This window comes from Owenweeksia hongkongensis DSM 17368 (assembly GCF_000236705.1).
Classification (GTDB): Bacteria; Bacteroidota; Bacteroidia; order Flavobacteriales; family Schleiferiaceae; genus Owenweeksia; species Owenweeksia hongkongensis.
In genome coordinates this window covers 994,117-1,018,792 of record NC_016599.1, presented here as the reverse complement: position 1 = coordinate 1,018,792, position 24,676 = coordinate 994,117, and the positions used below count along the sequence as shown (strand labels likewise).

Annotated in this window: 17 protein-coding genes; 6 read left to right on the top strand and 11 right to left on the bottom strand. The window is 39.3% G+C overall.

What is annotated here, in order from left to right; genetic code table 11:
* Window positions 1-70 precede the first annotated feature (70 nt).
* On the top strand, window positions 71-2,302 hold the full coding sequence (locus OWEHO_RS04660; protein ID WP_014201316.1) for a S46 family peptidase: 2,232 nt from the start codon (window positions 71-73) through the stop codon (window positions 2,300-2,302).
* On the opposite strand, the gene OWEHO_RS04655 is transcribed toward OWEHO_RS04660, so the two are convergent.
* The 4 genes from OWEHO_RS04655 to dnaA form a co-directional block, all read right to left on the bottom strand.
* Window positions 2,299-2,865: a hypothetical protein gene (locus OWEHO_RS04655; RefSeq protein WP_014201315.1), complete on the bottom strand. Its 567-nt coding sequence runs from the start codon at window positions 2,863-2,865 to the stop codon at window positions 2,299-2,301. The two genes, OWEHO_RS04660 and OWEHO_RS04655, sit on opposite strands and share 4 nt — an antisense overlap.
* On the bottom strand, window positions 2,866-3,588 hold the full coding sequence (locus OWEHO_RS04650) for an SAM-dependent methyltransferase (protein WP_014201314.1): 723 nt from the start codon (window positions 3,586-3,588) through the stop codon (window positions 2,866-2,868).
* Complete coding sequence (locus tag OWEHO_RS04645) at window positions 3,575-4,036, bottom strand: low molecular weight protein-tyrosine-phosphatase (RefSeq protein WP_014201313.1); 462 nt, start codon at window positions 4,034-4,036, stop codon at window positions 3,575-3,577. Before OWEHO_RS04645 ends, OWEHO_RS04650 begins: the two co-directional genes overlap by 14 nt.
* A 177-nt stretch (window positions 4,037-4,213) precedes the next feature.
* The gene (dnaA, locus tag OWEHO_RS04640; RefSeq protein ID WP_014201312.1) at window positions 4,214-5,644 is read right to left on the bottom strand and encodes a chromosomal replication initiator protein DnaA; all 1,431 of its coding nucleotides are present in this window, start codon (window positions 5,642-5,644) and stop codon (window positions 4,214-4,216) included.
* A gap of 228 nt (window positions 5,645-5,872) precedes the next feature.
* Between dnaA and OWEHO_RS04635 the strand changes: the two genes are divergently transcribed.
* Window positions 5,873-6,286: an acyl-CoA thioesterase gene (locus tag OWEHO_RS04635; RefSeq protein ID WP_014201311.1), complete on the top strand. Its 414-nt coding sequence runs from the start codon at window positions 5,873-5,875 to the stop codon at window positions 6,284-6,286.
* On the opposite strand, the gene OWEHO_RS04630 is transcribed toward OWEHO_RS04635, so the two are convergent.
* From OWEHO_RS04630 to OWEHO_RS04605, 6 genes are all read right to left on the bottom strand, one after another.
* The gene (locus OWEHO_RS04630) at window positions 6,283-8,094 is read right to left on the bottom strand and encodes a T9SS type A sorting domain-containing protein (RefSeq protein ID WP_014201310.1); all 1,812 of its coding nucleotides are present in this window, start codon (window positions 8,092-8,094) and stop codon (window positions 6,283-6,285) included. The genes OWEHO_RS04635 and OWEHO_RS04630 overlap by 4 nt on opposite strands.
* Window positions 8,095-8,107: 13 nt before the next feature.
* The gene (locus OWEHO_RS04625; protein WP_014201309.1) at window positions 8,108-8,734 is read right to left on the bottom strand and encodes an IMPACT family protein; all 627 of its coding nucleotides are present in this window, start codon (window positions 8,732-8,734) and stop codon (window positions 8,108-8,110) included.
* 2 nt (window positions 8,735-8,736) lie between these two features.
* A complete protein-coding gene (locus OWEHO_RS04620; RefSeq protein ID WP_014201308.1) occupies window positions 8,737-9,606 on the bottom strand; it encodes an EamA family transporter in 870 nt (289 codons plus the stop codon).
* The gene (gene ribD, locus OWEHO_RS04615; protein ID WP_014201307.1) at window positions 9,603-10,637 is read right to left on the bottom strand and encodes a bifunctional diaminohydroxyphosphoribosylaminopyrimidine deaminase/5-amino-6-(5-phosphoribosylamino)uracil reductase RibD; all 1,035 of its coding nucleotides are present in this window, start codon (window positions 10,635-10,637) and stop codon (window positions 9,603-9,605) included. Before ribD ends, OWEHO_RS04620 begins: the two co-directional genes overlap by 4 nt.
* Before the next feature lie 153 nt (window positions 10,638-10,790).
* The gene (locus tag OWEHO_RS04610) at window positions 10,791-11,096 is read right to left on the bottom strand and encodes a hypothetical protein (protein WP_014201306.1); all 306 of its coding nucleotides are present in this window, start codon (window positions 11,094-11,096) and stop codon (window positions 10,791-10,793) included.
* A 109-nt stretch (window positions 11,097-11,205) separates the two neighbouring features.
* Complete coding sequence (locus OWEHO_RS04605; RefSeq protein ID WP_169312761.1) at window positions 11,206-11,943, bottom strand: carboxypeptidase-like regulatory domain-containing protein; 738 nt, start codon at window positions 11,941-11,943, stop codon at window positions 11,206-11,208.
* Between the two features lie 92 nt (window positions 11,944-12,035).
* On the opposite strand from OWEHO_RS04605, the gene ettA reads away from it, so the two are divergent.
* The 3 genes from ettA to OWEHO_RS04590 all read left to right on the top strand — a co-directional run bounded on the left by ettA (window position 12,036) and on the right by OWEHO_RS04590 (window position 22,177).
* Window positions 12,036-13,730: an energy-dependent translational throttle protein EttA gene (ettA, locus tag OWEHO_RS04600; RefSeq protein WP_014201304.1), complete on the top strand. Its 1,695-nt coding sequence runs from the start codon at window positions 12,036-12,038 to the stop codon at window positions 13,728-13,730.
* A 185-nt stretch (window positions 13,731-13,915) separates the two neighbouring features.
* Window positions 13,916-14,458: a hypothetical protein gene (locus tag OWEHO_RS04595; protein WP_014201303.1), complete on the top strand. Its 543-nt coding sequence runs from the start codon at window positions 13,916-13,918 to the stop codon at window positions 14,456-14,458.
* Window positions 14,459-15,073: 615 nt separating this feature from the next.
* Entirely contained in the window at window positions 15,074-22,177 is a 7,104-nt protein-coding gene (locus tag OWEHO_RS04590; protein ID WP_014201302.1) for a PKD domain-containing protein, read from the top strand.
* 117 nt (window positions 22,178-22,294) lie between these two features.
* Here the strand turns inward: OWEHO_RS04590 and OWEHO_RS04585 are convergent, their stop codons facing one another.
* Entirely contained in the window at window positions 22,295-22,672 is a 378-nt protein-coding gene (locus OWEHO_RS04585) for a PH domain-containing protein (protein WP_014201301.1), read from the bottom strand.
* 251 nt (window positions 22,673-22,923) lie between these two features.
* Here OWEHO_RS04585 and OWEHO_RS04580 point away from each other — a divergent pair, with 251 nt between their 5' ends.
* Entirely contained in the window at window positions 22,924-24,039 is a 1,116-nt protein-coding gene (locus OWEHO_RS04580; RefSeq protein WP_014201300.1) for a sensor histidine kinase, read from the top strand.
* Window positions 24,040-24,676 lie beyond the last annotated feature (637 nt).

Genomic DNA, 24,676 nt, shown 5'->3' with positions numbered 1-24,676 from the left:
CAAATTGAAAAGTAGACTTATCTCTATTTTCCAGACAATTACAGCTCTATATATTAATTCAAAATCACGTATGAGAAAAATTACTTCATTATTATTTGCCTTACTATTTGTGGCTGTCAGCACCCAGGCAAAAGAGGGGATGTGGCTGCCATATCTTATTGGTCAGCTTAATGCTGATGAAATGACGGCAATGGGTTTACAGATTTCTGCTGAAGATATTTACAGCGTAAACAATTCTTCCATCAAGGATGCTATCGTACATTTTGGTGGTGGCTGCACAGCTGAGCTTATCAGTTCAAAAGGGCTTTTGCTTACCAACCATCATTGCGGTTACGGCAAAATTCAATCTCACAGTAGCTTGGAGAAAAACTATTTGAAGGATGGGTTTTGGGCAATGTCTTCTGAGGAGGAACTTAAAAACCCGGGTCTTACAGCTTCTATTGTAAAGTACATGAAGGATGTGACCAACCAAATGCTTGAAGGTACCACCGTAGATATGGACGCTGCCGAGCGAAAAGCTATAATGGATGAAAATGCCAGTAAGATTATAGCTCAAAATGAAGATGCCTATGAAAAAGAGATAAAAGCTTTTTTCTATGGAAATCAATACATCCTTATTGCCAAAGAAGAGTTTAGAGATGTGCGCTTAGTTGGTGCTCCACCATCGTCTATTGGTAAATATGGAGCAGATACGGATAACTGGGTATGGCCTCGTCATACAGGGGATTTTTCAATTTTCAGAATTTATGCAGGAGCAGACAATAAGCCTGCTGATGTATCTGATGATAACGTTCCTTACACGCCTGTTCAGCATCTTAAGATAAACTTGAGCGGAGCTAAAAAGAATGATTTCACTATGGTGTATGGTTTTCCTGGAACCACCAATGAGTACTTACCATCTAACGAGATAAAGTATATCATAGAGGATTATGACCCAGCTCGAATTGCTGTTCGCGATGAGCTTTTGGCCATATTGGATAAAAAGATGCGTGAGAGTGAAGCTACTCGAATTCAGTATGCCTCAAAATACGCCCGTATCAGCAATGCCTGGAAAAAATGGAAAGGAGAGGTGAAAGGTCTTAAGGAAACTAAGGCTGTAGCCAAAAAAGAAGCAATGGAAGCTAGCTTTGAGGAGGCCGTAAATGCAAACGCTGAATGGCGTCAAAATTATGGAACCTTGCTTACAGATTTGAAAAAACTATATGAAGAGCGCAAACCAATCGTGCTTGAGCGATACATGTTTTTAGAAACCATGTATTACGGCAGTGAGCTTATGAAGCACTTGTATGGTTACAGAAACTTAACTGCTTTGTATGATGAAGAAAACGAAGAGGATTTGGCTAAAGCTGCTGCTAAAAAGGCGGAGAGCCTTGATGGGTTTTACAAAGATTATGACAGTGAGCTGGATGAAAAAGCGATGCAAACTTTACTTCCTGTTTATTTGGCTTCAGTAAAAACAGAGCCTGTACCCGAGTTTATCGCTAAGCTTAAAAAAATGAGCGCGGAAGATTTGAATGATTTTGTGGAAGATATGTTTGAAGATTTAATGGTTCTTCAGGAGCGCGAAGACTGGAAGGAAATGCTTAATGAAAATCCTGAAAAGGCTATCAAAAAGCTAAAGAAAACGGATGCCATGCAGCTTGCTACTGCCTCTTGGACTCATTTTATTGAAACTGTGAATCCAAAAACTAATGATTGGGAAGACAAGATTGATGCTCTTCAAGGTAAATATGTAGGTGCTTTACGTGAAGTATTCCCAATGAAGAGAATGTACCCGGATGCTAATAGTACTCTGAGGATATCTTATGGAAAAGTACATGGATATGAGCCAGCTGACGGTGTAGAGTATGAATCACATACCTACCTAAGTGGTGTTATTGCTAAGTATGTACCCGGTGATTATGAGTTTGATTTGCCCGCAAGGCTGATTGATTTGTACAAGTCAAAAGACTATGGTAAATATGCTGAAGGGGATAAAATGCCTGTATGTTTTATTGCTTCAAACCATACTACAGGTGGAAACTCAGGTAGCCCTGCCCTTAACGGGAAAGGGGAACTAATTGGTCTAAACTTTGACCGAACCTGGGAAGGAACTATGAGTGATTATAATTACGACATTGATCGTTGCCGAAACATTATGGTAGATATACGCTATGTGTTATTTATAGTAGACAAATTTGCCGGAGCAGGCTACTTGGTAGATGAAATGGATATTGTTACATCAGTGCTTGAAACTGGTGTAATTGACGAAGAGAGTAAGGTAAAAGGTAAAGAGATGCCGGAAACAGCTCCAGCCAATTAAGCTTTAGAAAGCTCTTTAATACAAGCCTCCCGTGTGGTCCAAATTTGGTCAAGCGGGAGGTTTATTTTTTCCTCCTCAGCCCAATCGGCAATAAAGCCCTTGTGTATGCTTTCTTTGAGATCACCAATACCTTCTGGCTCAATATCCATCTCATCGATAATCATTCCCTCTTCAATAGGGGAGCTTTTGGAAGTGACGTCCACATAATTTCCATCAATCACCAAAAAGGTATGTGCCTCTGGAATACCTTCGAGGCCAGCTTTTTCCAAAATATCTTTTAATCGGGGATAGATATTTGAATCCATAAAGAAGAACCCAATATAAAGATCTACATCTGGCCAGTTGTTTTCAATAGCCACAGCTCTTACTAAAGCATGTTTTGTGCTGCAAGTCCCTTTATTTTCTTTAAGTATTAAAGTATAATCTGTGCGGTCACTATTTCTGCCGTACGGCAAACCCAATAACCAATCCAACAAATTTTGAAGAGAGGTTATTTCTTTAGAATATAAAATAGCCGAAAGCTGGCCAGCCTTCGGGTCGATAGATAGGTTTGGGATATTCATTTATTGAGCAGAAATAATGAAGATGGCAGGCTTTTTCTCAAGATCTGGAATGTTCTTTTTCCAATATGAAATAGGGTGTGTTTGAATAAACTCTGATGGCAGGGTAATATCCCGTGCAATGCAAAGCCTTGTGTTGTCGCTGCAAGTGTCCAAAACAGTGTCCAGTAATTTGTGATTGCGATAAGGGGTTTCCATAAAAATTTGGGACTGCCCTGAGTCTTTGCTCAGTTTTTCCATTCGTCTTAGAGCTTTCACGCGGTCTCCTTTTTCTATTGGTAGATACCCAGAAAAGGCGAAATTTTGGCCATTCATTCCACTTGCCATCATAGCTAGCAAGATGGAGGAGGGGCCAACAAGAGGTACAATGCGAATTCCTTTTTCATTAGCAAGAGTTACCACATTACTGCCCGGGTCGGCAATGCCGGGAGCACCCGCCTCAGAAATTACACCGACATGCTGGCCTTCTAAACAAGGGGCTAAAAAACCCGGTACATCTTCCGGCTGGGTATACTTATTAAGCACTTCAATTTTTAGCTTGTCTTGGCTTTTTCCAGGGTGTACCCTTTTTATAAAAGCCCGTGCCGACTTTTCATTCTCTACTATGTAGTGGTGTGTAAAATCAATCACCTTTCGTACGGCCATCGGCAATACTTCTAGCGGTTCTACATCTCCTAATAGGGCAGGGATGAGGTATAGTTTGCCGGTTGGTTTAGAGTTGTCCATTCTTTATTTTTTCTACAATCTTATCGGTGGCAGCGTCTAGCATTTTATATACATTTTCAAAACCATTGTCTCCACCGTAATAGGGGTCTGGCACTTCTGCGTTGCTCTTAGGTTCAATTTCATTTAAGATATACCTCACTTTAGATTTATCTTCTTCATTTCTGGCCATCAATATTACCTTATGATAGTTGTTTTGATCCATCACATAAATTAGGTCAAAATGATCAAAATCTTCAACTACAAATTGTCGTCCTCTTAAATCAGAAATATTGATGTTGTGCTTTCTACCAATTTGAATGGAGCGAGTATCAGGGGCTTCATCTACGTGATAGGCTGAAGTTCCAGCGCTATCAGTTTCCACATTTAGATCTTTTACTTTTTCGCGTAGTATACCTTCGGCAAGTGGTGACCTGCAAATATTACCGAGGCAAACCATTAATATTTTCATATTTCACTATTATTTTAAAGACTGTCAACCTGTTGACATTTGTTAAAATGTAGGGTGAAGGTAATTGAAATATCAATAATTGAAAAGGCCGATTTGATGGGTTTAATTTTCGGTTTATGTAATACAAAAAAGGCCTCCCAAACAAGGAGGCCTTAATAATCTGTAATTCAAAGGTTACTACTGTAACGTCAATTTCTTCCTCAAGTCCTCAACGTAGTTCTTAAAGCGCTTGTCCGTTTCGGCAAGGTTATTTACCGTACGGCAGGCGTGTAAAACTGTAGCGTGATCTTTGTTTCCGCATTGCGCACCAATACTGGCGAGCGAAGCTTTTGTAAGTTGTTTTGAAAAGTACATGGCCAATTGGCGAGCTTGTACAATTTCCCTTTTGCGTGTAGGTGATTTCAACAAGTCTATTGGCATATCAAAATAGTCACAAACTACTTTTTGGATATAGTCAATAGAAATTTCACGAGTAGTGTTTTTTACAAACTTGTCAATCATTTGCTTTGCTAACTCTACCGTAATCTTCTTTTTGTTCAAAGAAGATTGCGCCAGTAGCGATATCAAAGCACCTTCTAGTTCTCTTACATTAGAGTTTATGCTATAAGCAAGATACTCTATTACATCAGCTGGCATTTCTACACCATCATTGTACAGCTTTTGATGAAGTATGGCAATGCGTGTCTCCAAATCAGGTACTTGAAGATCAGCGCTAAGGCCCCACTTAAATCGAGACAGTAACCTTTGTTCCATGCCTTGTAAATCTACAGGTGCACGGTCGCTGGTTAATATTACTTGCTTTCCATGTTGATGCAGGTGATTAAAAATCTCAAAAAATACATCTTGAGTTTTTTCCTTACCGGCAAAAGAATGCACATCATCCATAATGAGTATATCAATCATTTGGTAGAAGTGCACAAAATCGTTCTTGGTATTGTTGCGAATTGCATCAATAAACTGCTGGGTAAACTTTTCAGCAGACACATATAGTACCGTTTTTTCAGGGTACTTGTCTTTGATTTCAATACCAATTGAATGTGCCAAGTGGGTTTTTCCTAAACCATTGCCTCCGTATATCAATAGCGGATTAAATGAGGTTCCTCCAGGTTTATTACTTACCGCGTATCCTGCTGATCGCGCCAAACGATTACAGTCACCCTCTACAAAGTTGTCAAAAGTGTAGTTAGGGTTCAGCTGCGATTCCACATGCACTTTGCGAAGCCCAGGGATGATAAAAGGGTTTTTAACTCCTTTATCACCAATATCCACAGGCATACTCACCTTTGGATTTTTAATGGGCGCGCGGTTGCTACTTGGAATTTTCACAGTGTAGGGGTTGGCGTTGCCATAGGTGTTTTCCATTACAATGCTGTACACCAATTTGGCATCCTCACCCAGTTCGCGGGTTATGGCACTTTTGAGAAGTTTAATATAATTCTCCTCTAGCCATTCGTAAAAAAACTTGCTCGGTACCTGAATGCTCAGAACATTGTCCTTAAGTTTCAGAGGCTTGATTGGAAGAAACCACGTCTTAAAACTTTGTGTAGGAATGTTGTCCTTGATATAATCAAGACAATTCCCCCAAACTGTTTTTGCAGTAAGCTCCATCAAAAATTTTTACGGTTGATACATTAAAATTAATTCCCTCTCGGTAGGTTTGCCGAGGGCATAATCCTTACACTTATCAGGGCGGCAAATGTGTGGATAAAAAAGTGATTAAAAAAATGATTGAGCTATTGAATATTAGGTTTTTTTTGCCCACCTTAATGCAGTCGATATAGCTCTGAAACCCGCATTCTACGGCACAAGACCTTTAATTATCAGTAAGAAAAGAATATGTTTGAAAACACTACAAGCCTTCGGACGAGATATGCCGAAACTGACCAAATGGGAGTGGTCTATTATGGGAATTATCCACAGTATTTTGAGGTGGGTAGAGTGGAAACCTTGCGACAGCTTGGAGTGACGTATCGAAACATGGAAGAGGATGGAATTATGCTTCCTGTTTTGAAGCTCGAAATCAAATATTTGAAGTCTGCAATGTATGATGATGAACTTAGAATAAAGACCTTTTTGAGAGAAATTCCCAACACGAGAATCACGTTTCATCATGAAATATATAATAGCGCAGGGGAACTTTTAACAGTGGGACTTGTACAACTGGTTTTTGTAAATGCAGAAACCCGCAGACCTATGCGTTGCCCTCAATATGTTGTTGATAAGTTGGAACCCTACTTTAAGGAAGCTTAGAAGCGAATAACTCTGAAGCTTTGGCTGTAACCTTTTTGAGTAGAAATGGTTATCAAATAGACACCAGTATTCAGTTCAGGAAGATCTAGATCAGCCTGCATTTCGTTAGGAAGCGCACCTTTGCTGATTAATTGCCCACCAACAGAATACACCTCGTATTGGGTAAGCTTGGTAGGTGAAGATAGCTGTAACGCTTCTCCTTTACCAAAACCATAGGTATTACTAATCTTAATAGCGCCCTCGGTTAGTAAGCTGTATTCATTTAGCGAAATACTTGGTACAATATTCCTTTCCATAAATGCATCATGGATAACTTGAGAGTGGCTACCATTATACAGAAGCGTATCAGCCATCATCATGTATCCTGCAAAGTCAGGCATATTAGTATTATGAGTAAGGTTAAAAAGAGTTTCTACAGCCAGTTCATCTGCCAAATTTCTTCCTAGTGTTTTGTTGATGCTCATTAAGCATGAAGCAAAAATGTCCGTGTTGGAATAATAGCTACCCGTTTTGAAGGAAAGGAAGCCGTAATCCTTTGTGCTTTCAACTGACCGGACAGGCGACCAAACGGTGCCATTACCCGAATCCCAATTAAAAACTATGCTGCTGTTAAATTCACTTATTGAGGCTGAGTAAGAAGCTGCAAAGTAATCACACAGAGCTTCTTCAATACAACCACGCTCGATAGTAATTTGCGTAGAAGGGGATGCAGCATAAATCACAGCGTGTGAAAATTCATGAAGAATAACATCCGCATCCTCTGCATCATCTACACCACCTTCACCCATATATATGCGATGTGGTGTATTGTTGGTGGTAAAAAAAGATTGATCACTTCCTTGAAGTGCATGTGGATCAATTTGAATCTGGTAGGCAGGTAAATTAGGATAGCCTAAATCTATTAAGTGCTCACGGTGGTGAGTGATGTGATACATCACATTTACATCTTCAAATGAGGCCGAATCTCTGGTAAAGTGAAAATGAGGAGTAGCTGAGGCTACCGGTGGGATAGATGGTAAACTGAAGTCGGCAATTTTCACAAAATCGTTTTCGGCCAAAAACAATCCATTCTGGAAAGTGAAAGTGGTATTTCTGCTTTTAAGCTCCGCTTCTAGCTCCACCGAGTTTTTGTCATTATTATCTGTATAAGCTCCACTGTATGGTGCTTTGGCTGTTGTCAAAGGATCGGGATCAAAAACTGAAACAGAAACAATACTATCATTTGGTCCAGTCGCGGAGTGATACTTATGTAAATCCTGTTGAGCTACAATTTCATTACCTACGATCACTACGTTTCTATGTAAAGTCTCTGGTCCCGATAACTCTATTAACCTTGCTTTGGTGAGCTCATCGCCTCCCAGATAAATAAATACTTCTCTGTTTTGAAGTATTTTTTCAGCCCCAATCTGTTGCTGAATGTTTTCAGCATAAGTAGATGAAGGAAAGCTGCCGTTTATATTTTGCGGAATATTTGGGATGTTTTGAATTCTCAACTTTCCTCTTGAATCCAAAGAAGCATGAATTGGGGCAGCATATATTTTTTGCTTTTCAATCAATACATCAAAATGATAGTGAGTAAGAGCTTTACTCTTTACTTTGTAAGAGAGCTCAAGGTCTACAGACTCTATAAACTTAGCTTCAGAAATGATAGCATCTTTTACAGCCTCATCAGAATAGTTATAAACTTTGGCCGTACTTTTATAGGAATGTAGAAATATATCTGCGCCAGCTTGAGGAAGTGGAGTAGGTGCTTTTTGGCTAAAAGCCGAAAAAGTTAAGAGTAGGAGTGTGGCAGTGATTAGTTTCATTGACAGCACAATATTACGAAATATTTTTATGAATTTTTACACCATGAATTTGCTCTAACCTTTTCATTAGCAGTGTATGATTACTCTTTCTAATTCCTAAAATGTAGCCTGCGCTAATCCCCATTTTTTCTTCTATAATGCTTACCTCAAGTTCTTTTATTAATCGCATTACATCATTCATCAAGGGGTAATCAAACTCTATTTCTACCTCTTCCGTCAAATATTCGGTTTCGATTTTCACATCCTTTAATGATTCTACAGCACCTTCTTTGTAAGCATTTATTAAACCGGAAACGCCAAGTTTTGTTCCTCCAAAATAGCGAACAACTACAACAATCACATTCCATAAATCAGCAGAAAGAAGCTGGTTGTAAATAGGCATTCCTGCCGAGTTTGAAGGTTCGCCATCATCATTAGCGCGCACTTGTGGCTGAGTTGGGTTTATTCGGTAAGCAAAGCAATAGTGGCGGGCATCATGGTATTTTACCTTGAGTGCATTCACATGTTCCATTGCTTCTTCCACCGTATTTGCAGGAAAGGCATATCCAATAAATTTACTGCCCTTTTCTTTATACAGCCCTTCGCCAGTTGTATAAATGGTTCGAAAATTATCGGTATGAATAGCTTCCTGCTGATGCATGATTAGCTTGTTTTTAGGGCAATTAGTAGAATGGCGATGAGCGCAAGAGCAATGCCAGCTTTATTGATTTTGGAGAGATGCTCTTTAAAAAACAATTTTCCCACAATTACTGATAAAGCAACAATACCTACGTTGTTTATTGGAAAAATGACAGAGCTTTCCAGCGAATCAATTTCCAAAGCTTTTAGCAAAAAATAGATGGATCCATAATTGGGAATACCCAATGCTATCCCGCCAAGTATGTTTTTCCAGTGAAATGAAACCTTTCTTTTTAGGGTTTGATAGCTGATGAAGAGGATACCAAAAAACCCTGCCGCTAAAAATGTGCTGGATGCAAAATAGGCATGTTCGCCAGAAGGGACGGATTTAGCCTGAATAAAATTGATGAGGGCGTCTAAAAAACCGCTCCCAATAAATAGTATAATGGGTAAGAATATGTAGGCTATTTTTCCTTTTACTTTTTCAGGTTTATAGGTAACAAAGTAAACTGCAGCCAAAGCGCATAGTATACCTATTATTTTTATCCAAGTCATTTCCTCATCATAAAAAATAACAGCCGCTATAACAGGTATTACGAGAGACATTTTTACAGCAATACTCACGGCCGAAACTCCAAACTTTTGGGAAACCAAGGCCATTAATTGAAATAAAGTGATAAATAGAAAACCAAGGACAATGCTACCAGTACACCACGGTTTTGTGCCAATGTCCATAATACTGAAGTCAAAATCGCTGGATAAGTACCCCACTGTAAAAGCCACAAAATAATTGACTACAATGGCTTGCAGGTTATTGATATTGTACTTCGTGAAAAGTTTGAATACCACAAAAATCAGGGTGGAGGAGGCTATACAAAGTAGAAGCCAAATCATCTATAGAATATTCTTAGAGAATCCTTTCCAAAGCGATGGGTTTCTGTAGGATTAAGGGTTAAAGAGGGAGCTCTGAGGCCTTGGCCAAATGAACTAGCTCCAGTCAATACTCTGGCCTCGTCCCAAAGGTTTGCTTCTATAAAAGATTGTAAAGTGTGTGCTCCGCCTTCTACAAGTATTGATTGAATTTGTAAATCATAGCACGCTTTAAGAACACTTTCCAAAACTAATTTTTTACTATCTAACTCAAAGTAAGTGATATTCTCTTGACTTGCTTGAAGCTCATTGCTGAATACAACTGTTTTTCCGCTTTCGCTAAATATTTTAGCGTCTTTGGGAATTCTATTATTGGGGTCGATTATCAATCGCATTGGGTTTTGACCCTCCACTAATCTCACCGTCAGTTCTGGATTATCATTGATAATTGTCTTAGCGCCTACCAAAATCCCATCTACTTCGTGGCGCCAGCGATGCACTAAGAGTTTGGTTTCTGGTTGTGTAATCCAGTTTACACCATTGTCTTTTTCCTCACGAATTTTATCCAAATAACCATCTTGAGTTTGAGCCCATTTTAAAATAATATAAGGGCGTTTTTTAGTGTGATAGGTAAAGAAGGCGCTGTTTAATTCAAGACACTCTTTTTCAAGAACGCCAACAAGAACTTCAATTCCGGCTGCCTGTAGTTTTTCGATACCTTTTCCATTTACAGCATCAAATGGGTCACGGCAGCCTATTACAACGCGGGGAATTTTATTTTTTACGATAAGGTCAGCACAGGGGGGAGTTTTTCCAAAATGAGCACAGGGCTCAAGACTTACATAAATGGTACTTTCGGTAAGTACACTTTTATCCTGTACGCTGTTTATTGCGTTAACCTCTGCATGGGGCTCACCCGATTTGGCATGCCAGCCTTCACCTATTATTTGGTCATTATGTACAATCACTGATCCCACCAACGGATTTGGGCATGTATTTCCCTTGGCGTTTTCAGCTAGTTGGATGCAGCGTTGTATGTAAAGCTCATGTTTCATTGAAGGCAAATGTAAACTGTAGAAAATAATACCGGATGTATATTGAAGAACAAAAGGTCTATTTTACAAACCGAATGGCCCTAAAAAGAAGAAAGCCCCATTTGTCAAAAAAGACAAATAGAGCTTTCAATCACACATCAAGGGAGGAATCGTTTAATACACCAATCTTCTCAACTCGTGTACTAGTATTTTTAAAGTACGGTTGTTAGTGTTTAATGATGGGTTTTCAAAGAAAAACGGATCATAAACCATACTAAGTTTTTTAAGAACTATCTGCTCTCTAATGGCGCGTAAAGTCCTTTGAAAAAGTTCTATTCGCTCTTGAGAGTTAGACAAAGATAACAGATGTTTCTTAATGAACTGCACCAATTTTTCATCATTTACGCTTTCGTCATCATTTTCGATGAAATTGGTTTTGTAAAAAGATACTACTGAGTTAAGGTGGCTATCAACGGTCATAATCAAGGGGTATATGCTTTTCTATAAGCCAATATTACCCGTTATTATTAGTGAATAGCACCTAAAAGGAGGGGAGTGCCCCCAATCTTTAGTGAATGGAATCTATTGCTTAGTCAAACTGTTCTAGGAACCCCTCCAACTCACGTTCGTTTACGTACACCTGATAGCAGCGTTGCACTGATCGGAGAAACTCGTAGTCATTCATGGTGTACATACGAGCGGTAGAATATTTACAGTAAAACATAAAAGCTTCAAGATCTTCTTTTGATAGACCAGTAAGCTTTGTCACGCTCTGCCTGTTAGAATTTTGCTCCAATACTTCGCGGTAGTAATCTTCAGCTTTAAGCTGAGCTAGCATTCTTAGTTGTCTTGGCTTACTGCCAAATAAGTTGTAGAGATATTCTGCTGGATTGGCCACAGTGGCATTCGTAATCCTACCATCGCTAAGGTCTTTATTGCTAGGAGTTTTTGGAGCTTTTATTTCCATTTCCCTATCCTTATTGGTAGTAAGCTTGTAGCTAAATATACTCACATCGCTCAGTAAGTAATTTTGCTCCTTCAATTCAATTACAACATCTTTAATGGGAGAAGTGCTATCTGAATAGATAAAGTAAAAATATTGATAAGCAATATTTGAGAAAATAACCGTGTCGCCAAAATTTAGATTAATGGAGAATGTACCATTAGCATTGGTGAGGGTGCCCTTTAAAGTGCGTTTATTTATCACATGTGTACCAGGAATTTGCTCCTTAGAAGCATCATCTATCACTATCCCAGAAAGCTGTTGAGCTAAAAGAATAGGGCTTGTTAAAAAAACAAAAAGTATGACAGAAAATATCTTCTTCAATTGCAGCATGTAATCTTATCTTTGAGCCTTTGAATAAAAGGGTGAAGCCCTTTTGATGAATGAGACAATATTAGAAATAAATAGTTTAAAACATGTCGGACGATAAGAAAGTGATCTTTTCGATGAGTGGGGTGACCAAGACCTATTCATCCAACAACAAAACGGTACTTAAGAATATTTATTTGAGCTTCTTTTACGGAGCAAAGATCGGTATTCTTGGTCTCAACGGATCGGGTAAATCTACTTTGCTTAAAATCATTGCTGGTCTTGAAAAAAATTATCAAGGTGATGTTGTTATTTCACCAGGATACAGTGTGGGGTACCTTTCACAGGAGCCTGAGCTTGATGAGAGTAAAACGGTAATCGACATTGTGAAAGAAGGAGCACAGGAAACTGTGGATATTCTTGCGGAGTACAATAAAATCAATGATGACTTTGGTTTACCAGAGGTTTATGAAGACCCTGACAAAATGGAGAAGTTAATGGCCCGTCAGGCAGAGCTTCAAGATAAAATTGACGCAACTAATGCATGGGAACTAGATACGATGCTGAATCGTGCAATGGATGCTCTTCGTTGTCCGGAGCCTGATACTCCTATAAGTGTGCTTTCTGGTGGTGAACGTAGAAGGGTAGCTCTTTGCCGCCTATTACTTCAGCAGCCAGATATCTTGCTACTGGATGAGCCTACCAACCACTTGGATGCGGAGTCAGTGCTTTGGCTTGAGCAGCATTTGCAGCAGTATAAAGGAACTGTAATTGCGGTAACTCACGACCGTTATTTTCTTGATAATGTGGCCGGTTGGATTCTTGAGCTTGACCGTGGTGAGGGTATTCCCTGGAAAGGAAACTATAGCAGCTGGTTGGATCAAAAAACGAAGCGCCTTGCTCAGGAAGAAAAGCAGGAAAGCAAGCGTAGAAAAACCCTTGAGCGAGAGCTTGACTGGGTAAGAATGGGAGCCAAAGGCCGTCAGGCAAAAGGTAAAGCCCGTTTGAACAATTACAATAAAATGCTTAGCGAGGAGCAAAGAGATAAAGAGCAAAAGCTCGAAATGTTTATTCCAAATGGTCCTCGTTTGGGTAGTAATGTGATTGATGCTAATCATGTGAAAAAGGCATTTGGTGAAAAGCTTCTTTATGATGATTTGAATTTTAGTCTTCCACCTGCGGGTATCGTTGGGATTATTGGACCAAACGGTGCTGGTAAAACCACCATTTTCAAAATGATAATGGATCAGTTGGAACCAGATGCTGGAACCTTTGACGTAGGAGAAACTGTAAAGATTTCTTACGTAGATCAAAGTCATGAAGACCTAAAGCCAGAGAAATCTATCTATGAAATTATTTCGCAAGGAAATGAAGAAATAGAGGTGGGCAACCAAAAGTTGAATGCACGTGCCTACTTGAGCCGCTTCAACTTTGCGGGGCAAGATCAAAGTAAGAAAGTAGGAGTACTTTCTGGTGGTGAGCGCAACCGCCTACATTTAGCAATGGCGCTAAAAGAAGGAGGAAACGTATTGCTACTGGATGAACCTACCAACGACCTTGATGTAAACACACTTCGAGCACTGGAAGAAGCTTTGGAAAACTTTGCCGGCTGTGCAGTTATTATTTCTCACGACCGTTGGTTCTTAGATAGAGTGTGTACACACATTCTGGCTTTTGAAGGTGATTCTCAGGTATATTATTACGAGGGAGGTTTTTCTGACTACGAAGAGAATAAGAAGAAACGTCTTGGTGATATTGCACCTACCAGAGTGAAATACAAGAAGCTGATTAAAAACGGATAAACTTTTGCGGTACAGTTTGGTAAAAAGGCTGCTTTAGGGTGGCCTTTTATTTGAACATTTCCTTTGAACTGAAGTTAGAATGGCAGTAAAATATTGCACAAACAGTTGTTTGCAATTTTGGAAGTTATCAGTCAACATTATTACGTTAACTACTAATTTGCAAGTCTAATTTAAACCAAATGAACATGAAAAAAATCACAGTACTATTTGCCTTTGCAGTTTTTATACTGGCTTCACCAGCAGCACAATCACAAACTTTTGATGAAGGAGATAATGTACTAAACCTTACGATTGGGTTTGGATCAACAGTTTTTCCAGGTGGATACAACCAGGCTCCAGGTTTGGCCGTAGCGTTTGATCATTGTTTTTGGGGTGATCTTATCAATGGCGATTTCTCCATTGGAATGGGTGGATACCTTGGTATGGGCTGGTCGGGTTATTCTTACCTTGGCTCAGATTATAACTACGTAGGTTTTCTGCCTGGAGTAAGAGGTAATTTTCATTGGACAGGAGTTGAAAATCTTGATTTATACGCAGGGCTTTTAACGGGTGCTCGTCTTTATAATGGTGATTATGATGGGAATTTCGGGTATGCCGAGCCTCACCATGGAGTGTATACCAATGCTTACGTTGGCGCTCGCTATTATTTTAGCGACACTTTTTGCGTTGTAGGTGAGTTGGGAGCTGGTATTACTTACGCAAATGTTGGTGTAGGATTCAAGTTCTAATCTAGAACTACATAAAATTGCAAAACCCCGTTTTGGTTCAGATAATTGTCGGAACCAAAACGGGGTTTTATTTTGGATCTTATCTGTATTTATTGTCTTATAAGTGTTATGAATTTGTGCAGTTGACTTTGCTTTGTTCGTTTGTTTTAGAGGGAGTTACAACAGTTTGTCTATTTAAGTTTCATTCATTTAAATAATGAGTTTTTATATCGAATAAGTTGGATTTTTAACACCATTAAAATTACAATATTGGCTTTGTGGATGAAGAATGATCGGGAGGTTTTTGAGAAAATATCCTTCGCTAATCATAAGTTTTTGTAGTCTTATTCTGTAAGGTGAAATTATGTAATTGGTACTTTTTCTACAAAAAAGGAGACTTGGATTTAATTTTTGAAAAATTATTTAGTCGTTTGGTAAGAGTTTAAAAAAATCAAAGTGGTTATTTTCAAATCATTGTGAGAGACAAATTCTACGCAACACGTTTACAGAGGGTTAGTTCCATTGATTCTTATGTGTTCACACTTCTAAATCGCATCTAGGGATTAGTTATTTGATTAAAATTGAGCGGACTGAAGGAGGTTCAGTACCCGATTAATTTTAACATGATTTATCCCTATGAAAAAGAATATTCTTTTGTTCTTCGGAACTTTAATTAGTTTTTTATCGATGGGTCAAGGTACCATCAATACACATGCGGTGTACCCTGACAATAATGGCTCTTCAGCCGTTTCATTTGAAGTAGAGAGTACTACGCTGGTAGAAATTACTGGTATTTCCAATGTATTTAACACTGGTGTAAGTTCATCCGATGTTTGGGTAAGGGTAGGAGGAATAGCTTCAGCTCCATTAAATACTGCTGGAAACTTGGAAATAACCGCAGCTAATGGTTGGGTTTTGAATCAAACCTGTGCTGTGGCAGGTGGAGGTGGAATTAACAGTACTCCTGTGCCACTTCAAAGCTTTGTGCCTATTTTGGTACCTGTAAATACTCCCATAGGTATAGTAATTACAGGCGGGATGCGCTATTCAGGTACTGCGAGCCCTGTGTCTCCAACTGCGTTTACTCATGGTCCCGTTACATTAAGAACAGGGGGGGTAACAGGATCCACAATCTACGGATATGGTGGCGCATTACCGTCTGCTTTAGGCAATAAACCACGAGGATTTTTAGGAACATTAACATATGGCTTGGTTGGGCCATGTACCAACCCACCAGTTGCAGGTACTGCGGTTGCCAATTCAGGATTGGTTTGCGTTGGAGGAAATGTGGATTTATCCCTTTCGGGAAACACCACAGGTACGGGCCAAACATATCAGTGGCAATCTTCTATTGACAATGTAAACTGGACAAATATTGCAGGAGCCACTTCGGCACTAGTAACAGCAAACCCTACTGTAAATACCTACTACAGAGCAGGAGTGACTTGCGGTGTTACCACTTATTCTTCATCAGTACAGGTTTTAACGCAAGGAGGAACCCTTTCCGGAACCTACACTATTAATAAAAACGCACCTGTTTCGGCTACCAACTATCAAAGCTTTGCTGATTTAGCTACAGCCCTGTCTTGTGGAAACATTACCGCAGATGTAACTGTAAATGTGGTGGCTAATTCTGGTCCTTACAAAGAGCGTTTTGTGCTTGGTCAAATTAACGGAGCTGGCCCATCAGCACGATTGATCATTAATGGAAATGGAAATGAGCTTAGAGATAGCACTAACACCAGCAATGAGCGAACTGCATTTTTGCTAAACGGAACTGACTACCTTGTGTTAGACTCATTAAACATTGTAAATAAAGGCACAACTTATGGATGGGCTTTGCAACTCACCAATGGGGCAAACAATAACATTATTAGAAACTGTAAGCTTGAAACCAGCATTACATCCACTTCTTCAAACCATTGTGGTCTGGTAATGAGTTCAAGTTTGACTTCTGCTACCACAAGCGGTAATTCAGGAAGTTATAATCTAATTGAAAATAATAGAATAATAGGAGGATACTATGCATTGATGTCATATGCTACTACCACAGTAGGCTCTCGTAATGTGGGCAATTCCCTTATTAGAAATAAGATTGAGGATGCCTATTACTATTCTATTTACAATAGTGGGCAAGACAGTATGACCGTGATTGGAAATGAGATCAGTCGTCCGAATCGTCTCGCTTATGGTGGCGGTTATGGGATATACAATAGTAGCGTGGGTAATAAATCTCAGTTTAGCAATAACTGGGTTCATGATATGTTTAAGCAAGCTACAGGGACAACTACAGCTCTTTATGGTATTTATTCCTCAGCAAGCGATAATACACCGGGCGCAGAGTGTTTAGTGTTTAACAACCTTATGTCAGATAACCAAAACAACGGTGCGCACTACTATATCTACAATACGTCTTCTGATGGTTGGAAATATTATCACAATACTATAGTTGCAAATTCTCCAGGGTCAACGGCAGGACTTACAAGAGGGTTTTATCAACTTACCCTTGCTACCGGAATAGAGTTTAAGAATAACTTGATTTCTATAAATAGAGGAGGAAGTGGCCCTCATCATGCGATATATGCTGGTACTACAACTAGTGTAATGGACATAGACCGCAATGCCTACTTCATGGCCAATGCTGGTTCCGGAAATGATCACTATGGATATTATACCTCAAATCAAAGCACCTTTGCTAATTGGCAAACCGCAAGTAGTTACGATGTCAATTCTGCTATTGGTGACCCATTATTTGATGCAAATACTTTGTATCAGCCAACCGCTGCTTACTTTAATAACATTGGTCTTAATCTTCAATCTATTGTTTCAAGTGACTTTGGTGGTATTGCGCGAGGGCCAGCCCCTGATCCGGGAATTTGGGAATTTTCACCCCCTCCAGGCCCCGATCTTTCTATTGCTTCCATTAGCCAGCTTGGTGCTTCTTGTGGCTCTAGTACAAACTTGGTAGTAAGGTTGATCAACGTAGGTACTGATACAGTGCTTTCGGCTACCTTGAACTATACTGTAAATGGTATTCCTCAAACTCCAATTTTATTGAGTGGTGTGTTTGCAACAGGATTAAGTGTTTATGACACCTTATACAATATTCCTCTTACGGCAAATACAAATACCACAGTGGTAGCAACTCTTGTAAGTATAGGGCCGGGAGTAGATACGGATCCAGGTAACAATGTATTTGCCACAAATGTAAGGTCTGGGTATTCGGGTAATTTATACATCAATTCGCTAATTGCAGCTAATGATAGCACCTTTACTTCTTTTACATCTTTGGCAGCGGCTCTTATGGCAAATGGTGTATGCGGTCCGATAGTGGTGACTGTAGCTCCAAACTCTGGCCCTTATAATGAGCAATTTATGGTTGGTACAATTACAGGAGTATCATCTACAAATCAAGTGTTGATTAATGGAAATGGCCGAACATTGCAATACTCAGCTGGAAACTCGGCTGAAAGAGGTACCGTTATTTTTAATGGAACGGATTGGTTTACCATTGATAACCTAATAATAAAGGCTACCGGAGCGACCTATGGTTTTGGTGTGTCCTTTACCAACAATGCAGATCATAATACACTTAGTAACTGTACTGTGTTAACTGACTCTGTGGCTACCTCTAGCAATTATTGTGGAGTGGTGATTTCTGGTTCTGCTGGTTCTGCCACCATTTCTGGCTCGTGTGGAAACTACAATACAATTATTAATAACAACATTGTAGGTGGTTACTATGGAATCATAGCTTATGGATCCAGTACGGATTCGCTAAATGGAAACCAGTTTATAAATAACCAGGTTCGCGATTTTTACTATGGTGGTATTTATAATTACTATGCTAGAGGCTCGATGATAAATGGTAACGAGATACATCGTCCAAATAGAACAGGTAATACCACATTCTATGGTATTTATGCTTATGTAAATCATTTCTCTAAGATTATTGGAAACAAGGTTCATGATCCATTTCCATTAAATACTACAACCACAAGTACAGCTTATGGTATATATGCCTACAGCTTTATAGGTAGTGCTGCTAATTATGGCATCTTGGCAAATAACCTAATCTATAATTTTAATAGTGCAGGCACACAGTATTTGTTTGCACCATACATCACTTCTTATGCTAAGGTGATTCACAATACCGTGATTGCAGATGACGCAAATTCAACAGGAACATCTGCTTCCACTTATGTGATTTATAATCCGGGTACTTCCGATCGTACTTATTTTCAGAATAACCTGACCTACCTTAACAGGAAAGTGGGTACTGGCACATCTTACATTTATTACCAAAGTGGAGCTGTTGATGCCAGTTCTATAGTGAATAATAACGTGTATTATGCGCCACCTACATTTACTGTAAGCACTTTTGGATACTATGGAGGAGCGGCTGTTACATCTTTCCAAAACTGGAAAAATGCTACAGGTTTCGATCAAGTATCTGAGTTTACAAGGCCTTATTTTGTAAATACTGCTACAGGTAATTTTACACCACAATCAAATGTAATTGACGGGTTTGGGGTAAACTTTACCAGCGATGTAGCTACTGATATTAATAATGTACTTCGTACAGTGCCGGTAGATCCGGGTGCTATCGAATTTACCGGCTCACCATGCACGGGTGTAAGTGGTTTGACAACAAGTAATATTACTTCAAGCTCGGCTACGGTTTCCTGGAATTCAAATCCAGCTGGAGTTATGATTGAGTGGGGCCCTGTTGGTTTTAAGCAAGCTTCAATTGTAGGGACTACTATAACTGTACCTGTGGGCACAAGTACTTCTAATATTACTGGTCTTAACGGCAACTCTTGCTATGATTATTATATAACTCAAAACTGTACCAGCACAATACCTGGGGCACCTCCGGTAATGGGGCCATACACCTTCTGTACGCCTTGCCTAGGTGGCGGTCTTAATGCAGGAACTTACACAGTGGGAGGTCCTATAGGTCCGTCTAACTTTGCTACCATTGACAGTGTGATTGATGTATTAAATGGCTGTGGAATCAAAGGAGCTGTGGTATTTAATGTTCAAGCGGGAAACCATATAGTGAGCAAAACCATCGGTGAAATTGATGGAGCTAGTGGGATTAATACGATCACTTTTGATGGTTCGGCTACTACTGGAGATACTTTGAGAGGAAGTAGTACTGCCGTTATCGATTTGGATGGTGCTAAACATTTTACATTCAAAGGACTTTCCATAGTAAATAATACTGCACGTGGTGTTTGGTTACACAACAATGCTGATAGCAACACAATAGAAAATTGCTACATAAGAGTAAGTACTACAGGCACTGGCACTGCAATGGCGGGTATAGTTGCCAGCACAAGTGCTACCGGACTTTCGGCCGGAGCCGATGTGGATTACCTAAAGGTAATGGGTAACACCGTAGTTGGTGGGTATTATGGAATAGTTTCCTATGGAAATGGCACTACCTCAAAAGTGAAAGGTGCAATAATAGAAAACAACACTTTGCTCAATCAGTATTTGTATGGTGTATACGCCTATTATAATCAGGAAATTTCTATCAAGAAAAACAGCGTAAATGGCCTGCGAAACACCGCTAGTTATGGATTTTACATGGTGTATGCTGATAACTTCTATATAGAAGGAAACCAGATTAGTGATGCAAAAACCTATGGTGTATACCTTTCGTCTGCCAACTCAGGTTTGTCTGGAGTGCCTGCTACCAAAAGTACTTTTATCAACAACATGGTCTTATCAACTGGTTCAGGATGTTACTTTACTGGCATCAGCTATTTGAATGTGTTTCATAACACTGTGGAAGGAGCGTATGGTTATAGACAGTTTACACCAACTTCTGTGGATGTGAGAAATAACATTTTTGTTGGAAGCTCTAACTATGCATTTGAGTCGGGTACTGCCGTAGTAACACCCAATGTGGTGAACTACAACCTATACCATAAGCGCGGTGGAACAGATCTGATAAAAGATGGAACTCCAACTTATACGTCTTTGGCATTGTGGAAAACAGCACTTCCATTACTTAACGTGAATTCAGTAGAAGGAGCACCCATATTTATTACACCCACCGATCTTCATGTAGTAGGAAGTTTGGCAAATGATGCCGGTGATAATACTGTGGGAGTTTTGGTAGATATTGATGGGGATGTGAGACCAGCTAACGGATCAACAGTAGTAGACTTGGGAGCAGATGAATTCACACCCCTAAACTTTGACATTGCTGTAACGGCAATTGCAAGCAACCCCGGCTCCGGCTCATGTGGAGATGCACTTACTCAAGTGGATATTTCATTGGCTAATTATGGTCTTTCATCCTTATCGGGTATTCCATTAACAGCGGTAATTAGCGGGTCTGTAAATACTACCCTAACCACTACATATGCAGGACCATTGTCTACATTGGGAACTATCACCCTAAACCTAGGGCCTATAAATACTACGGGCGGTGGAGTTTACAATGTTGAGGTTTATACTAATTTGAGTAATGATCAAGATAGAAGTAACGACACAGTTACGACTACATTTACCTTCAAAAATACATTGGCACCAATCGTAACCGCTGCTATGGATACATTCTGCGCGGGAGCTTATGATACTTTGTATGCACCCATTGGAACTGCAGATAACTATGAATGGAAGGATATAAATGGAGTGGTGTTGGGCACCGGTGATACACTAGTGGTAGGACCATTGCTTGCAGCTGATACTACATTTACACTTTCCAGCGTGAGTCAGCAATATAGATTTGGACCAGTGAGCAACTCCATAGGTGTGGCAGCTAACTTTACTGATCCTTCAGTTCAGCAACTTTACTTTACTGCAATACAAGCATTCACTTTGGATAGTATAACTGTTTATCCGAATGCTAATGGAAATGTGAACATCAATTTGGTAGACTTTACTACCAATGCCATCTTGCAAACGGTAACCGTACCAGTAACCGGTGTAACTGCAGCAGGAACCAAGCAACGAATAGCTGTGGGAATGAACATTCCAGCGGGTACTTACAAAATGCATGGTGGAGGAAGTACCACTGGCGGTTTATGGAGAAACAGTGCCGGAGCGGTTTACCCTTATACAGCGTCAGGGGTAGCAAGTATCACAGGTCATAGTTTTTCTGCTTCTGGCCCTGATTACTATTATTACTTCTACGATTGGAAGATTACTTCTGGAGGTTGTCCTCGTCCTGATGGAACTAAAATTTTGTATTCTTCCTCCGCGTCACAGGTACCTGCTTTTACAAGCAACGTACAAGGTGCTACAATGACAGGCCAAGTGGTAGATTTTGATGCCAGCTCTTCACAAGGTGCAACTAGCTACAGTTGGAATTTTGGTGATGGAAATACAGGAACAGGAGTAATGGCAAGCCATACTTACACAGCTAATGGTAGCTACACAGTTACACTTACCATTACAGGCCCTTGTGGTACACAAACTATTACCAGTACTGTTGTGGTGCAAGGTATTGGAATAGAGGGAAATGTATTGAATAGCAGTTTGAGAGTGTATCCAAACCCATCAAATGGTGTGGTAAATATTTCATTCCAGACAGAAGCTTCAGATAAGGCTCGCGTTCGAATTACGGATATGGCTGGCAAAGAGCTTATGTATTTGGTAAAAGATAATATTAACGGCCACTTTGAAGGAACCGTGGATATTGGCAAATTGCCAAAAGGTGTTTATCTATTAGAGATAAGCAGTGATAACCTAAGCACCCAAGAACGTCTGATTAAAGACTAGGGGGCTTTGTTTTAGATGTGTTAATAAGGAAAGGGGCCGCTCCAAATTACTTTGGAGCGGCCTTCTTCTTTATCAGGTTGTAACAAATTATTCAGCATATTGTTAAAAAGGAAAAATCTAAGTTACCTTTTGGGCAAGGTACTTCTGAACCTCATATACGTTTATACTTTTATTGAACTTTTTGCAGATGGAGGGTTCATCCTCGCTGGAAATCCAAATTTTAAGCTCTGCATCCAAGTCAAATGTACCAGCCGTTTCCAGTGAAAAGCGAGATACACTTTTGTAAGGCATAGATTTATATTCCACTTTGCTACCGGTTACCCCTTGCACCTCTACCAAAATTAAACGTCTATCTGTAAACATAAATACATCACGAAATAGCGTAAAACCAAGTTCTACCTTTTCGTTTTCCATAAGTAGGCGACTATACTTTTCTTGTAGTTTGCTGGAATCTACCGCGCTGGCATTTCCGAGTATTTTATTAAAAAGTCCCATTCTGCTTTTGATTTTATGTTATAACCCTATTTTAGGGAGATAGTTGAAGTAGATGGAGTTAAATATAACATACGGAACTCATTTTAACCCCTCTATTGAATAAGTTCCAAAATAGCTTAGATTAAATTTGCCAGCAGCTTTAGTTTTAAAAATCCAAATTCAAATTATTAAATTTTGAATGATAGTAGTGATTTTGAACGCTAAACTATATTTTTAGACTCGCGCTAACTCATGCAGACAAGGATTGAACGATGATAGAACAGAAAGCCACCTCGACCAATTTGGATTCGTTAATACAATTTCAGAAGAAGGATATTTCACTGGAGCCTTTCTTTGAACAATCGCCTGATGTACTTTGCATAGCTGGCTTTGATGGATATTTTAAAAAAGTGAATCCTGCTTTTCAACATTTGCTTGGTTACCCTCTAGAAGAGATTTACAGTAAGCCCATCAATGATTTTATTCTAGATGAAGATAAAGCGGTAACAGATAAAAGAAGGGAGCAACTAAAACATGATAAACCTCTGCTGAACTTCGAGAACCGATACGTGAAACGGTCTGGAGAGGTGGTTTGGCTTTCCTGGACATCTATCCCGTTAAAAAGTGAAAGACTGGTTTATGCAATTGCAAAAGAAATTACCCATGTTAAAAAACTTGAAGAGGAAAGAAATATACTTTTAGCGAAACTGAGCAATGTAAATAAGAACCTAAAGCTGCTTACATATTCAACCTCACATGATTTGCGCTCCCCTGTAGCCAATCTTCAAATGGTTTTTGATCTTTTGGATATGTCCAAAATAAAGGATGAGGAAACAATTGAAATTTTAGAGTCGATGAATATGGCTACTCAAAATTTGAAAAATACCCTGAACGAATATTTGGATGTACTGGAGCGGGAAGAAAAAGAAACAGAGGCTGAGATAGAGGAAGTGGATCTGAGAGCTATTTTTGATCAGGTATGTAAATCCATAGATTCACTAATAAAAGGCAGTCAAGCTACTTTTAAGCTTGACTTAAAGGCCTTTTCTACCGTTCACTTTAGTCGTATTTATGCGGAGAGTATCTTTCTAAACTTGATAACCAATTCTATTAAATACTCAAAGGCAGATGAGTTTCCGGTCATCTCCATTAGAGCCAAATTGAACAATGGAATAAAACAATTGAGTTTTTCAGATAATGGAAAAGGTTTTGATGCTATAATGCTTAAGGATCGCATGTTTGGCTTGAGGCAGAAATTTACAGATCATAAAGATAGTAAAGGGATTGGACTGTACTTAATACACAATAACATACAGAGTATGGGCGGAAAAATTGATGTAGAAAGTGAAGTAGGAAAGGGAGCAACTTTTACTATTACCTTTAAATAAATCTAAATTTTTTCTAACTCATTTCTTGTAAGGTTACCAAATGTGTCACCTGTATTTAGGGTAGTTGCTGGTTCAAAAAGCATCACTGAAACTTCTTCAGTAGCCACCGGTCTGTGCTCTGTGCCTTTAGGAATAATAATAAATTCATTTTTTTAATAGCTCTACAATCTTATCTCTAAATTCAATTTTCAAACAGCCATCAAGCACATAAAACATTTCATCTTCATGATCATGCTTGTGCCACACAAACTCACCCTTTAGTTTGACAAGTTTTACATGTTGCCCATTTAGCTCACCAATGATTCTTGGGTTCCAATGGTCACTAAAAAGAGATAGTTTGTCAGCAATATTTACTTTTTCATTTGTTTCTGTTATCCATCATTCATCGAATTGCTCAATTTAATACTCTTATTAAATGAGTTTACCTTTTCCATTTAAGATCTATATCCTTCCAACACTATTAGTCGGTTGTTCTAAACAAACTTTTTTTGAAAGAATCTTTTTCTTGAATTTGGTTTCAAGAATCTGCTCGCGTACAAAAAGTAAGGGAATAACTACTCTTGGTAGTCGTACAGTACCTGTGTCTTTAGTTTCAAATACCAGAGGTCTGAATTGCATTCTTTTGGATCACAATTAC